Annotated in this window: 9 protein-coding genes, 2 tRNA genes and 1 pseudogene; 5 read left to right on the forward strand and 7 right to left on the reverse strand. The window is 64.6% G+C overall.

Translation table 11 applies throughout. The features are described 5' to 3' along the window. Positions 1-78 precede the first annotated feature (78 nt). A complete protein-coding gene (locus DU475_RS07690; RefSeq protein ID WP_164631600.1) occupies positions 79-666 on the forward strand; it encodes a DUF4433 domain-containing protein in 588 nt (195 codons plus the stop codon). Between the two features lie 16 nt (positions 667-682). Further along, positions 683-1789: a type II toxin-antitoxin system antitoxin DNA ADP-ribosyl glycohydrolase DarG gene (darG, locus tag DU475_RS07695; RefSeq protein ID WP_164631601.1), complete on the forward strand. Its 1107-nt coding sequence runs from the start codon at positions 683-685 to the stop codon at positions 1787-1789. 113 nt (positions 1790-1902) lie between these two features. Here the strand turns inward: darG and DU475_RS07700 are convergent, their stop codons facing one another. The 6 genes and pseudogenes from DU475_RS07700 to DU475_RS07725 all read right to left on the reverse strand — a co-directional run. Then, complete coding sequence (locus DU475_RS07700; protein WP_164631602.1) at positions 1903-4551, reverse strand: EAL domain-containing protein; 2649 nt, start codon at positions 4549-4551, stop codon at positions 1903-1905. 343 nt (positions 4552-4894) lie between these two features. Then, positions 4895-4971: transfer RNA gene (locus DU475_RS07705), tRNA-Val, on the reverse strand. A gap of 89 nt (positions 4972-5060) precedes the next feature. Next, a complete protein-coding gene (locus DU475_RS07710; protein WP_164631603.1) occupies positions 5061-8201 on the reverse strand; it encodes an efflux RND transporter permease subunit in 3141 nt (1046 codons plus the stop codon). Between the two features lie 28 nt (positions 8202-8229). After that, positions 8230-9474, reverse strand: a complete 1245-nt coding sequence (locus DU475_RS07715) for an efflux RND transporter periplasmic adaptor subunit (RefSeq protein ID WP_164631604.1) — start codon at positions 9472-9474, stop codon at positions 8230-8232. Between the two features lie 145 nt (positions 9475-9619). Further along, on the reverse strand, positions 9620-10873 hold the full coding sequence (gene pepT / locus DU475_RS07720; RefSeq protein ID WP_013502201.1) for a peptidase T: 1254 nt from the start codon (positions 10871-10873) through the stop codon (positions 9620-9622). Positions 10874-11168: 295 nt separating this feature from the next. Beyond that, positions 11169-11483: pseudogene (locus DU475_RS07725) on the reverse strand (HU family DNA-binding protein); the annotation flags it as partial. Positions 11484-11728: 245 nt separating this feature from the next. Between DU475_RS07725 and DU475_RS07730 the strand changes: the two are divergent. After that, positions 11729-11805: transfer RNA gene (locus DU475_RS07730), tRNA-Asp, on the forward strand. 312 nt (positions 11806-12117) lie between these two features. Here DU475_RS07730 and DU475_RS07735 read toward each other — a convergent pair. After that, complete coding sequence (locus DU475_RS07735) at positions 12118-12312, reverse strand: hypothetical protein (protein WP_164631605.1); 195 nt, start codon at positions 12310-12312, stop codon at positions 12118-12120. A gap of 310 nt (positions 12313-12622) precedes the next feature. Between DU475_RS07735 and DU475_RS07740 the strand changes: the two genes are divergently transcribed. Continuing rightward, positions 12623-12988: an NADH-quinone oxidoreductase subunit A gene (locus DU475_RS07740; RefSeq protein ID WP_013502264.1), complete on the forward strand. Its 366-nt coding sequence runs from the start codon at positions 12623-12625 to the stop codon at positions 12986-12988. Between the two features lie 11 nt (positions 12989-12999). Continuing rightward, positions 13000-13596, forward strand: a complete 597-nt coding sequence (locus DU475_RS07745; protein WP_013502265.1) for a NuoB/complex I 20 kDa subunit family protein — start codon at positions 13000-13002, stop codon at positions 13594-13596.

Here is a 13596-nt window from a genome sequence, read left to right on the forward strand (position 1 = left end):
CTTGTTAGGATTACTCACAGGTTCGATTCTCGGCGGAGTGAAATCGCCCGCCGTGGGTGTTACCGGGGGTGTGTAGCGATGGACCCGCGCGTCACCGAGCTGCAGTGCATCATGCCGATCGTGAATGTCGGCTCGGTGATGACCCACGGCATCCTATCCTACGACGATGCCGCACAGCTCCCGCACCGGTCCGTTGCCCTTCAGCCGGTGCAGGACAAGCGCGATCGCAAGCAGGTCCCGGGTGGGCTGAGGTTGCACCAGTACGCGAATCTGTATTTTCATGCCCGGAATCCGATGCTGTTTAAGCGGCAACGCGAAGTGGACGGTCTTTGCGTGTTACGTGTGTCAACGGACGTCCTGCGGCTCGAAGGCACCGTCATCTCGGACCAGAACGCAGCCAGCGACTACGTCCGCTTTCTGCATCCGCGGCAGTGGCGGGCGCTTGATTTCGATGCCATTTATGCGATGGATTGGCGCCATCCGGGCGATCAGATCGCCTATTGGCAACATCGTGCCAAGAAGTACGCCGAGATTCTGGTGCCGTACCGCGTGCATCCGGGCTTTCTGACCGGTGCCTACGCGGTGGACGAGGCCGCGAAGGCCCGGCTGACCAACTGTGGATTTGGCCTGCCGATCTGCGTTTCTCCCGTGTTATTCTTCCGATGAGGGAAGTGTTCCTATCATGTTCAGTGCGCTGATCGGAGATCTGTTTGAAAGCCGGGCACAGACCCTACTTAACACCGTCAATTGCGTCGGTGTGATGGGCAAAGGCGTGGCAGAGCAGTTCAAACGGCGCTTTCCGGCGATGTTCGAGGACTACAAGGCGCGCTGCGCACGGGGCGAGGTTCGGCTCGGCGAGCCGTACCTGTTCTGCGATCTGTCAGGCGCGCGGATCATCAACTTCCCGACCAAGGATCATTGGCGATCGCCGTCGCGGCTGGTCGATGTCGAACGCGGGCTTGACCATCTCGCGGCTCACGCCGCCGAGTGGGGCATTACCAGCCTCGCGATGCCGCCGCTTGGCTGCGGGAATGGTGGGTTGGAGTGGACGGACGTCGCGCCGCTGATCTTCAGCAAGCTCGCCGATCTGCCGATCGAGGTTGAACTCTATGCGCCCTACGGCACGCCTCGTCAGCAATTGACCTCCGACTTCCTCGCCGCGCCGCCGCAATCGGCGCTCGACAGCAAGGGACGCAAACCCGATCCGCTAAAGCCGGAATGGGTCGTGCTGATGGAGGTGCTGCGCGAGCTGGAAGCCCAGCCCTATGCGACGCCCGTGGGCCGCACGATCTTCCAGAAGATCTGCTATGTGGTGACGGAAATGGGCGTGCCGACAGGCTTCAGGTTCGGCAAAGGCAGCTACGGTCCGTTCTCCGATGACGTGAAGCCGGCGTTGCGCGATTTCGCCAATCGAAACTGGCTGAACGAGCAGCAACTCGGCCGGATGATCGCTCTTCGGGTCGCCCCCGAATACGAGAGCGATCGCGGGCGTTTTCAGGAACTGATCGGGCGCTACAAGGGCAAGATCGACAAGGCGGTTGACCTGTTCAGCCGGATCAAGAGCACCGAACAGGCCGAGGAGGTTCTGACGGTGTTCTTCGCGGCGCGCGAGTTGAAGCAATCCAAAGGCGACGTAGCCGAGCAGGAACTGTACGACTACATCCTGGCGTGGAAGAAGTCCTGGCAGACCGACGACAAGAAGCAGGCGGTCGCCAGCGCGATCCGCAACCTGGTGCTGCTCGGCTGGTTGCGCCTGACGATCAGCGACTCACTGCCTGAGGCGGCGTAGCCGGAAGTCGTTCACCGATCCGTCGTCGCGCCCCTCCTTGATGGTTTGCGAGACCCATTGCGGCAACGCCAACGCGGATCAGAGGATCGCGAAGGGGCGGTCGCTCACCTGTGTCACACCGTCAGCGGCGCCCTGCGCTGCGCCGTTTGCCCTTCGGCGCTGGGGAGGCCGATCAGGCGGGCCAGTGCGTCGGCGGGCAGGGCGGGGCTGAACAGGTAGCCCTGCATCTGCTGGCAGCCGAGCTGGCGGAGCAGATCGCGCTGGGCGGCGGTTTCGACGCCTTCGGCCAGCGTGGTCTTGTTGCCGGCGGCGGCGATCTGCACGATCGCGCGGACGATCGTGGCCGAGCCTGCTTCTGCGGTGAGGGTGTCGACGAAGCTCTTGTCGATCTTGATCTTGTCGAACGGGAAGCGATGCAGATAGCTCAGCGACGAGTAGCCGGTGCCGAAATCGTCGAGCGCGATCTTCACCCCGAGGGCGCGGAGCTGATTGAGAATCGCCAGCGTCGACTCGGTATCCTGCAGCAGCAGCGCTTCGGTGATCTCCAGCTCCAGCCGATGCGGGGGCAACCCGGTGCGCGCCAGCGTCGCGGCGACCTTGAGCGGGAAGGTCGAACGGCGGAACTGGATCGGCGAGACGTTGACCGCCACCGTCATCGACGCCGGCCAGCCGACCGCGACGCCGCAGGCGTGATCCAGCACCCACTCGCCGAGTTCCTCGATCAGTCCGATGTCTTCGGCGAGCGGAATGAACTCGGCCGGCGAGACGAAGCCGCGCAGCGGATGCTGCCAGCGCAGCAGCGCCTCGCAGCCGGCGATCGCGCCGGAGTTGAGGTCGACCAGCGGCTGGAAATGCAGATGGAAGTCGTGCTCGGCCACGGCGCGCTTCAGCTCGGTCGCCAGTTCGTGCCGGGCCTTGGCCTTGATGTCCATCTCCGGCATGAAGAATCGATAGGTGCGGCGGCCTTCGGATTTCGCTGCGTACAGAGCAAGGTCGGCCTTGGCGATCAGGTCGTCGACCTCGCGGCCGTGCTCCGGCGCCAGCGCGATGCCGATGCTGGCATCGGGTGAGATCACATGGCCGGCGCAGTCGAAGGTCTCGCGCAAAGCGAGCTGCAGCGTCGCCACCAGGTCGCGCACCGTGGTGGCGTCGGCCATCACCACCGCGAACTCGTCGCCGCCCAGCCGTGCGACGTAATCGGCCGGAGCCAGGCAGCGTTGCAGACGCTCCGCGATGCATTTGAGCAGTTGGTCTCCGACCGGATGGCCGAGCGTATCGTTGACGATCTTGAACTCGTCGATGTCGATGTAGAGCAGGGCGAGCTGGTCGCCCGGCTCGATCAGGTCGAGCGCATCGCCGAGGTGCTTGCGGAACGACGAACGATTCGGCAGTCCGGTGAGGTCGTCGTAGTGGGCGAGGTGGTGGATGCGTGAGTCCGCGCGCTTGCGCTCGGTGATCTCCTCATGGGTCATCACCCAGCCGCCGCCCTGGATCGGCTCGCGCGTGATCAGGATCGTCCGCCCGTCGGAGAATTCGGTCTCGAACGAGCTTCGGGCTCCGGCGTTCTTCATCGCGAAGGCATGGTATTGCTGGATCAGATGCGGATCGTGACCGGCTTTCTCGAGCAATCCGACGATGTCGGAGCCGCGCAAGCCGGGCTTCACCGCATCGGGGGGCAGCCGGTAGATCTCGAGGTAGCGACGGTTGTACAGCAGCAGCCGTCCTGCGGCGTCGAACAGCGATAGCCCCTGCGCCATGTTGTCGACCGCGATGCTGTAGCGCTGCCGGAGATCGGTTTCATGCCGGATGATGTTTCGGCCGAGCTGGAACAGCACCACCGCGACCGCGAGCGCCGATGCGAGCGCGACCGCCACCATCACCCACAGCTCGCGCCACCACGCGGACAGAACGCCGTCGACCGAACGCGACACCACCACGACCACCGGCTGCTTGCTCAGCATTCTGGACGACGCCAGCCGTTGAATGCCATCGAACGGGCTGTGGACGCGATGGGTCGCGTTGGGGCGCAGAAACAGCGGCTTCAGATCGGAATCGAGGAAATTCTGGCCGACCGCCTGGGTGAACCGCGGCCAGCGCGTCACTAGTGTGCCGCCACTGGTGAACACCGCGATCGAGGCGTCCGCGCCGAGCACGATCGATGAGGCGAGACTCTCGTACCAGGAGTTTGGGATGGTCCGCGTCAGCACGCCGGTGGTTTCCCGGGTCGGGCCGCGCAGCCGCTTGACGAGCGCCAGGGTCTGGCCGCCGCGCACCGGGTCGCGGACGATTTCGGCCTCGCTCTCCTCGCGCTCGTCGTCCGAGGTCCAGCGTTTGAACGCCGGATGATGGCCGATCCGGACATCGGGCAGCGGCCACGGACGCGACGAGTTGATCAGGGCGCCGGCGCTGTCGTACAGGTCGAACTCGCCGAGCTCGCCGGCCTTCAGCGCCAGCAAGGTGTGGGTCGACAGCGTCTTGGCGAGCGGAAAGGTGTGCACGAGCGAGGATGCGGTCTCGCTCTGCTCGACGTTCAATGCGTCGAAGGTGCGGTCGAACTGGCGGCCGAGCAGCATCGCCGTGTTGCCGAGCTCGCGCTCGGCGTTGCGTAGAGCGCGCTCGCGGCTGTCCGCGATCATCCAGGCGGTGGCCATCGAGATCGCGGCGATCAGCAGAATGCCGATCCCGACGATCCAGCGCACCGATACGTTTCCGGGGCCCCGCAGCAGGCTCCGAACCCGTGCGTCCCACCTCGTCCTCGTCATTGACCACCCCAGCGGCGTCGTGAACTCCCCCTCACTACCGTGGGTAGATGGATATCTGGTTAGTACATTTACCGGCACATTCGCCGCTTTCAGGCACAGTGCCGGCGGGTTTCGCGAGTGTGCCGGTATCATGCTGCACGAAAAAGCGTGCGCCGCCGCACCCCTGAGGAAAATCCGCACCTGTCCGCGACCGACCACCCCTGGCGCGTTCGGAGATCGTTCACCAGCGCAGCAGAATTTCCTCGTTCTCGGGGAGGCGAGCCCAATCGCAGCCACGACCGGTCGATTTCCGGCCGCTGAGCGGTCGCGATGAGGACACGACAGGAAGGGGAGCAGAAACGCTTGGTGGGCGGCGAGAGATTCGAACTCCCGACCCTCTCGGTGTAAACGAGATGCTCTAACCAGCTGAGCTAGCCGCCCGCCGCGCCTATCTACCGCGGGCGCCATGGTCTGTGCAAGGCGAGCGGGACCGGCGCAGGGCTGATCCAGCTTTGTGACGGTTTCGGGCGTCAGCCCTCGGTCGGAGAGGCCGCAGGCTCGCGCCGCGTCCCCATCCATTGCAGCACCGCGAAGAACGCCGGGACGAACAGCACGGCGAGGCCGGTGGAGGCCAGCATGCCGGCGACCACTGCGATACCGAGCGATACCCGGGCGCCGGCACCGGCGCCGGTCGCCAGCGCCAGCGGCAGCATGCCGAAGATGAAGGCGAACGAGGTCATCAGGATCGGGCGGAACCGAAGCCGCGCCGCCTCGACCGCGGCCTCGGCGATCGGCATGCCCTCGATACATTTCTCGCGGGCATATTCGACGATCAGAATCGCGTTCTTGGCCGCCAGCGCGATCAGCAGCACGATGCCGATCTGGGTATAGAGATCGTTCGGCAGGCCCGACCATTCCAGCGCCGCGACCGTGCCGAGCAGAGTCAGCGGCACCGCCAGGATCACGGCGAGCGGCTGCAGCCAGCTCTCGTATTGGCCCGCGAGCACGAAATACACCAGCAGCAGCGCCACCGCGAACACGTAGTAGATCTGATTGCCGACCACCTGTTCCTGATACGACATCCCGGTCCAGGCCGTGCCCATCGACGACGGCAGCGATTTGGCCGCGACTTCGCTCATCAGCGACATCGCTTCGCCGGAGCTGAAGCCGGTCGCCGGGCTGCCGACCAGGGTTGCGGCGGGGTAGAGATTGTACAGCGTGATCAGCGGCGGCCCGACCTCGTCGGTCAGATAGGCGACGGCGCCGACCGGCACCATCTGGCCGTTCGAGCCCTTGACCTTCAGCTTCAGCACGTCGCCGGGCCGCAGCCGGAACGGCGCGTCGGCCTGGACATAGACCTGGAACACGTTGTTGAACTTGGTGAACTGGTTGACATAGGTCGAGCCGAGATAGCTCTCGACGGCGGAAAACACCTGGCCGACGGTGACGCCGAGCGTCTCCGCCTTCATCCGGTCGACCACCAGGCGGAGCTGCTTGACGTCGGCGTTGAAGGTCGAGGCGGCGTGGGTGATGGCGCTCTGGGTGGCGGCGTTGGCGGCGAGCTGCTGGGCGGCGTTCTGCAGCGCCAGGAAATCCGAACTGCCATTCTTCATCTCCACCATCATGGTGAAGCCCGAGGTGTTGCCGATGCCCTGGATCGGCGGCGGCATCAGCACCAAGGCGGTCGCGGTGTCGAGCGTGGCCAGCGCGGCCCGCACCCTGGCGGCGATCGCGTCGATGCTGAGATCCTTGGCCTTGCGCTGGTTCCAGTCGCGCAGCACGACGTACAGCATGCCGGCGTTGTACATCGTGGCGTTGTTGTCGAGCGGCGAGATGCCCGACACGCCGATCACGCTCTCGACGCCCGCGGTCTTGCGTACCAGCTCGACCGCCTTGGCCACCGCCGCTTCGCTGCGGCCGGCGGAGGCCGCGTCCGGCAGCTTCAGGCTGACGATGAAATAGCCCTGGTCTTCCGAAGGCAGGAAGGCGGTCGGCACCCGCGACAGGCCGTAGAACGCGACCCCGATCAGCGCCAGCCCGACGATCGTGGTCGGGATGCTGAACGCCACCAAGCGGCGGATCAGCGCCGCGTACACCGCTTCGCAGCGCGCATACACCGCGTTGAAGATCCGGTAGACGACATTGCGCTGCTCCGGCGACACCGGCGCGCGCAGCCACAGCGCGCATTGCGTCGGCTTCAGCGTCACCGCGTTGATCGCCGAGATCAGCGCAGTGGCGGCGATCACCAGCGCGAACTGCTGATACATCTTGCCGGTGAGCCCGGAGATCGCGGCCGCCGGCAGGAACACAGCCATCAGCACCAGCGTGATGCCGATGATCGGGCCGAACAGCTCCGACATCGCCTTGACCGCGGCTTCGCGGCTCGACATCCCGCCGGCGATGTGCCGGGACACGCCTTCGACGATGACGATGGCGTCGTCGACGACGATGCCGATCGCCAGCACCAGCGCGAACAGGCTGGTGGTGTTGACGGTGAAGCCCATCGCCGCCATCGCCGCGAATGCGCCGATGATTGTCACCGGCACGGTGGTGGCGGGCACCAGCATCGCCCGCCAGTCCTGCAGGAACATCAGGATCACCAACAGCACCAGCACGGCGGCGATGATCAGCGTCTCATAGACCTCGTCGACCGAGGCGGTGATGAACTTGGTGCTGTCGAACGACACCTTGTAGTCGAGACCGGTCGGGAACGCGCCGGCCATCTCCTTCATCTTGGCGTTGACCGCTTGCGCCACCGACAGCGCGTTGGCGCCGGTCAGCAGCGAGATCGCGATCGCAGCCGAGGGCTTGCCGTCGAGCGTTGCGGTCTGGCCGTAGGACGAGGCGCCGAGTTCGACCCGGCCGATGTCGCCGATCCGCACCAGCTTGCCGCCGCCCTGGTCGATCGCCTTGACCACGATCTTCTCGAAATCGGTGGCCTCGTTGAAGCGGCCGACGACGTCCAGCGCGTACTGAAAATTGACGATCGATGGTGCCGGCGGGCCGCCGACCAGGCCGGCGGTGACCTGGTTGCTCTGCTGCTGCACGGCGCTGACCACGTCGCTCGGCGTCAGGCCGTAGCTCTGCAGCTTGTCTGGATCGAGCCAGATCCGCATCGCATACGAGCCGGAGCCGAGCACCGAGACGTCGCCGACGCCGGGCAGCCGCGCCAGCTCGTTCTGGATGTTGATCTTGGCGTAGTTGGAGAGGAACAGATTGTCGTAGCGGCCGTCCGCAGAATACAGGCTGACGAACTGCAGGATCGAGGTCGACTTCTTCTTGACGTTGAGGCCCTGGGTCGAGACCGAGGCCGGTAGTTGCGCGGTCGCCAGCGACACCCGGTTCTGCACCAGCACCTGCGCCATGTTCGGATCGGTGCCGATGTCGAAGGTGACGACCAGATTGTAGCTGCCGTCGCTGGCGCTGGTCGACTGCATGTAGATCATGCCCTCGACGCCATTGACCTGCTGCTCGATCGGCAGCGCCACCGAATCCATCACGGTGCGGGCGCTGGCCCCCGGATAGCTCGCCGAGACGGACACCGTCGGCGGCACCACATCGGGATATTGCGACACCGGCAGCCGCAGCAGAGCCAGGGCGCCGAGCAGGATGATCAGGAAGGCGAGGGTGTTGGACAGCACCGGCCGTTCGATGAAGAAGCGCGAGAACATGGGCAACGCCTCGTGAGGGTCGATCGGATCAGGGTTTCGCGGCGCCGGATTGGGCTCCAGGGCTCAGCGCGGCGGGCGCCGGGGGCGGCGCGGTCGGGGCGGCCGCCATGGTCCCCGCCACCGGCGCCACTGTGTTGCCGGCGATGGCGCGCTGGATCGCGCCGATCACCACCCGGTCGTCGGCCTTCAATCCCTTGGTGATGACGCGGAGCTGCCCCTCCTGCGGCCCGAGCGTGACCTGGCGCTGCTCCACCACGTCTCCGGCGCCGACAACCATGACATAGCTGCCGGTCTGGTTCGACATCACCGCGGTGTCGTTGATCAGCAGCGCGTCGTCGAGCTTGCCGACCGCGACCCGGACCCGGACGAACAGGCCGGGCACCAGTGCCACGTCCCCGTTCGGCAGCGAGCCGCGGAGCTGCAGGGTGCCGGTGGCCGGATCGACCTGCGGCGCGATGTAGTCGACCTTGCCGGCGTATGGGAACGTGGTGTCGGACGACAGCGCGACCTCGATCGGCAGCTCCAGCCGCTCTTCGCGCATATCCTTCAGCGTCTTGCCGCGCTTGGCGAGCGCGTCACGCAAGGCGATCTGCTGCTGCTCGGTGATGTTGAAATAGACGTAGAGCGGATCGACCTGAAGGATGGTGGCGAGCTTGGTGGCGCCGGCCGAGCCGACCAGGGTGCCGACGTTCACCAGGCGGCGCGTGACGACGCCGTCGAACGGCGCCGCCACCGTGGTGTAGCCGAGCGAGGTCTTGGCCAGCGCCAGCGACGCCTGGGCGGCGGCGACCTGGGCGTTGGCGGCGGCCAGATTGGTTTGGGCGTCGTCGACATTGCGCTGCGAGGCGACGTCCTTCTGGCCGAGGATTGCCTGCCTGTCGGCTTCGCGCTGGGCGTTGGCCTGCTTGGCCTTGGTACCGTCGAGCTGCGCCTGCTGCAGGTCGACCTGGGCCTGGTATTGCGCGCGCTCGATCTTGAACAGCACGCGATCCTTCCTGACCGCTTCACCGTCGAGATAGTCGATACTCTCGATAAAGCCCTGCACCCGCGCTTCGAGATCGACCGAGGCGACCGGCGCGGTGTTGCCGGTGAATTCCGCATACAGCGTCACCGGCGCCTGGGTCGGCTTGGCCACCGTGACCTTCGCCGGTGGCGGCGCGGCGTATGTATTCTGCTCCTTGCAGGCACCGAGGAGCATGGGCGCGCCCGCGATCAGCGTGACAATCCCGATCCTTCGAGCAGACGCCAAAGATACGAAGCGGGCGCAAATCATCCGAGCTCTCCGTGTCGCGCGCAGGCATGACCGTGCGGCACGGGAAGTCAGAACTGATTCCAGGGTGGCGGTCCAACGATTGAGACAAAATCGCGGCCGCTATGCGCGTCGTCGCGCGATGCAGCCGCTCGCTGCGATGCGTCTGCTACGCCTGCTGTTCGAAGATCGTCGCCAGTTGCACGATGGTCTCGACGGCCTTTTCCATGTCCTGGCGGCTGACCCATTCGAGTCGTGAGTGGAAGGCGTGCTCACCGGCGAACACGTTGGGGCAGGGCAGGCCCATGAACGACAGCCGGGCGCCATCGGTGCCGCCGCGGATCGCGCTGGTGACCGGGATGAGGCCGGCGCGGCGGATCGCTTCGCGGGCGTTCTCGACCAGCTCGGGATGACGGTCGAGCACCTGTTTCATGTTGCGATATTGCGGCTGGATCTCGATCTTGGCGCGCGAGCGCGGATAGTCGAGCATCACCTGCTCGACGATGCTCTGCAGCAGCAGCTCCTTGTCCCTCAGCCCGGTCTCGGTGAAGTCGCGGACGATGAATCCGATGCTGGCCTTCTCCAGCGTGCCGCTGATTCCGATCGGATGCAGGAAACCTTCGCGGCCTTCGGTGGTCTCCGGCGAGCAGCCGGTCTTGGGCAGCCGCTCGACGATCGCAGCGGCGATCTTGATGGCGTGCTCGATCTTGCCCTTGGCGAATCCCGGATGGGCGCTGACGCCCTCGATGGTGATCACCGCGCTGTCCGCCGAGAAGGTCTCGTCCTCGACATGGCCGGCGCTCTCGCCGTCCATGGTGTAGGCGAATTCGGCGCCGAGCTTTTTCAGATCGACCTTGTCGACGCCACGACCGATTTCTTCGTCCGGGGTGAACAGGATCTTAAGCGTGCCGTGCTTGATCTCGGGATGCGCCAGCAGAAACCGCGCCGCATCCATGATCTCGGCGATCCCGGCCTTGTTGTCGGCGCCGAGCAGGGTGGTGCCGTCGCTGGTGACGATGTCGTGGCCGATTTGATCCGACAGCGCCGGATGCTCGGCGCGCCGAATCACCTGGGTCGCATCGCCCGGCAGAACGATGTCGCCGCCCTGATAATTCTTCCACACCTGCGGTTTGACGCCGGCTCCTGAACAATCGGGCGAGGTGTCCATGTGGGCGCAGAAACAGATCACCGGAACGTTTGGCTTGGCCGAGGTCGCCGGAATCGTCGCGTAGACGTAGCCGTGCTGGTCGAGATGCGCGTCGGCGAGGCCCAGTTCGCGTAGCTCCTCCGCCAGCAGCGCGCCGAGATTCTTCTGCTTCTCGGTGGAGGGGCAGGTATCGGAATCCGGATCCGACTGGGTGTCGATGGTGACGTAGCGGAGGAAACGCTCCAACACGGTGAAGTCGAAGTTAATCGCGGTCACATCCGAACTCCCTGCAGGCTCGCAAACACCGCGGCGTGGCGATCAAGCGCGTTCGGTCGCGAGCTTTCCTGTTGATATCTCGTCCTGGTGTGACGCGCGACCGCACCCGAAACGTCTGCCGGGCGTCTGACAAAGAAACGGCAGGCGGGGCGGGTGCCCAAGCCTGCCGTTCTTCAATCTGAACTGGAGCCCGCTCCGATCGAATCGGGAACCGGACCCCAGCGCCGCGCGGGACGAGCTTGATTCTAGCGATCCGGAAGGCCGGACGCCCGAACCGATGACCCGGGAAGCAGGATCAGATCGCTTCCTTCAGCTCCTTGGCGGCGCGGAACGCCACCTTCTTGCTGGCCTTGATCTGGATCTGCTCGCCGGTGGCCGGGTTGCGGCCCATGCGGGCGGCGCGCTTGCGGACCTGGAGAATGCCGAGGCCGACGATGCGGATGCGCTCGCCCTTCTTCAGGTGCTTGGTGATGCGGGTCACCATGTCGCCGAGAATGGCTTCGGTCTGCTTCTTCGACAGCTCGTGCTCTTCGGCGAGCGCTGCTGCGAGATGCTTCAGGGTCACCGTCGCCGGCGTTGCGGATTTGGCAACTGCTTTCTTCGCCATATAGCCCTCCTGCTGTTGTGTGGCGGCTTAGAAACTAAGACGTAGCAGGGCTTAGACGATTCGGGTGGGCGCTGCCTACGTCGTTTGCCCCGTAAACAGCGCATTATTTGCATCTGGGTGTCGAAAAATGCCTCCATTAAAGGAGAAATCGAGCTATCCGCACGAGAATGGGATTCTCTGGGCGCAACCCGCTTGACTTGGGTCTGCGCTCCCTTTAATCGACCGCCTGCGCGGTTGATGCAAACCACGCGGGAGTAGCTCAGTTGGTTAGAGCGCCGGCCTGTCACGCCGGAGGTCGCGGGTTCGAGCCCCGTCTCTCGCGCCATTTCGCCGATATCGGCATTTGGCGACACCGCGATTTCCCCAGAGCAAAACCTCACAACAGAACAAGTGACCCGGAACGCCTGCCGCGTGTGTTCGTTGCCGGATAGGCTGGCCGGCGGTCAGCTTCGATCGCCTTGATTGTTGCGGAACTGCGATCGGCCTGAGCCGTCTCGCGTGGGCATGGGACTTGTCCGCCAGAGCTGCCCTGGTTTTGGGAAGTGAAGGCTTCGGCCGCCGCGAAATGCAGAAGGCCGCGCAATGGCGGCCTCTCTCAACACTGTGTTACCGCCGATGCGCGGCGATGAGCTCAGTGCTATCTCACCGTCGACTGGCCGGAATCGGTCACAGCGATCTGCTTGGTTGCCTTGATGACGTGGGCGGTTTGGCTGTCGCTCGCGGTGGTGCGGGCCGTGATCCCGAGTGTGGCTACGCTGATACCTGCGATGAGGGCTACCACCACGATCTTCAGGTGGGTCGCACGATCTGCTGAATGCAAGGAGTGATTCATCGCTGCCTCCGCGCGGCGCTTGTTGTTGCCGCGTCGACAAACCGACGATAGCCTTGCGTGTGTTTCAGGAAAGTTTCGCCGGTTCCGAAAATGGTTTCGTGCCCGGGCCGTATGGTTTCCAAGGGATTGAGACGATCGAATGTGAATGATGAGTCACGAATTCGTACCGATAGGCGCCGGATGCATGGGGAATCCCTCGGTCTTGCCCCAGCTTGGCTTGCGCCCCCTGTTGCACTGCGCTAAGCGGTAGAACAATTCAAATGCGAACGAGTCTGCGGCAGCGCAACAAGCCGTGGGGTTAGGGAACGGGATGAGCGGCATTCTGTCTAACTATCTGCCAATCGTCGTTTTTATCATCGTTGCGGCGGGTCTCAGCCTCGCCTTGCTGGTCGCCCCATTCGCTGTGGCGTACCAGCAGCCGGATCCTGAAAAGCTCTCGGCATATGAATGCGGATTCAATGCTTTCAGCGATGCCCGCATGAAATTCGACGTCAGATTCTACCTCGTCGCCATTCTGTTCATCATCTTCGACCTCGAAGTCGCATTTCTGTTTCCGTGGGCGGTGGCCTTCGGCAAGCTGGGCGCGACTGGCTTCTGGTCAATGATGGTGTTCCTCGGCGTCCTGACCGTCGGCTTTGCCTACGAATGGAAGAAGGGCGCGCTGGAATGGGATTGAGGCCTGAGACGATGCAGCCGACGCCGTCGCAACATCCGGTTGGCGCGCAGCCGCTGATCGCGCGGCCCGCAACCGGCATCATCGACCCCAGCACCGGCAAGCCGGTCGGGGCGAACGATCCGTTCTTTCTCAATGTGAACCGCGAGCTCTCCGACAAGGGATTCTTCGTCGCCGCGACCGATGATCTGATCACCTGGGCGCGCACCGGCTCGCTGATGTGGATGACGTTCGGTCTGGCGTGCTGCGCGGTCGAGATGATGCAGCTCTCGATGCCGCGCTACGACGCCGAGCGCTTCGGCTTCGCGCCGCGCGCGTCGCCGCGGCAGTCCGACGTGATGATCGTCGCCGGAACGCTGACCAACAAGATGGCCCCGGCGCTACGCAAGGTCTACGATCAGATGCCGGAGCCGCGCTACGTGATCTCGATGGGGTCGTGCGCCAACGGCGGCGGTTACTATCATTATTCGTATTCCGTGGTGCGTGGCTGCGACCGCATCGTTCCAATCGACATCTATGTGCCCGGCTGTCCGCCCACCGCCGAAGCGCTGCTGTACGGCGTGATGCTGTTGCAGAAGAAGATTCGTCGAACCGGCACTATCGAACGCTGA

Origin of the sequence: Rhodopseudomonas sp. WA056 (assembly GCF_010906995.1) — a bacterium.
GTDB classification, from domain to species: Bacteria; Pseudomonadota; Alphaproteobacteria; order Rhizobiales; family Xanthobacteraceae; genus Rhodopseudomonas; species Rhodopseudomonas palustris_G.

Excerpts from the sequence above, each read along its gene's own strand:
- DU475_RS07710 (WP_164631603.1), bottom strand. The coding sequence starts at position 8,201 with ATGTTCTCGCGCTTCTTCATCGAACGGCCGGTGCTGTCCAACACCCTC.
- DU475_RS07735 (WP_164631605.1), bottom strand. The coding sequence starts at position 12,312 with ATGAATCACTCCTTGCATTCAGCAGATCGTGCGACCCACCTGAAGATC.
- DU475_RS07715 (WP_164631604.1), bottom strand. The coding sequence starts at position 9,474 with ATGATTTGCGCCCGCTTCGTATCTTTGGCGTCTGCTCGAAGGATCGGG.
- DU475_RS07745 (WP_013502265.1), top strand. The coding sequence starts at position 13,000 with ATGCAGCCGACGCCGTCGCAACATCCGGTTGGCGCGCAGCCGCTGATC.
- darG (WP_164631601.1), top strand. The coding sequence starts at position 683 with ATGTTCAGTGCGCTGATCGGAGATCTGTTTGAAAGCCGGGCACAGACC.
- DU475_RS07690 (WP_164631600.1), top strand. The coding sequence starts at position 79 with ATGGACCCGCGCGTCACCGAGCTGCAGTGCATCATGCCGATCGTGAAT.
- DU475_RS07740 (WP_013502264.1), top strand. The coding sequence starts at position 12,623 with ATGAGCGGCATTCTGTCTAACTATCTGCCAATCGTCGTTTTTATCATC.
- DU475_RS07700 (WP_164631602.1), bottom strand. The coding sequence starts at position 4,551 with ATGACGAGGACGAGGTGGGACGCACGGGTTCGGAGCCTGCTGCGGGGC.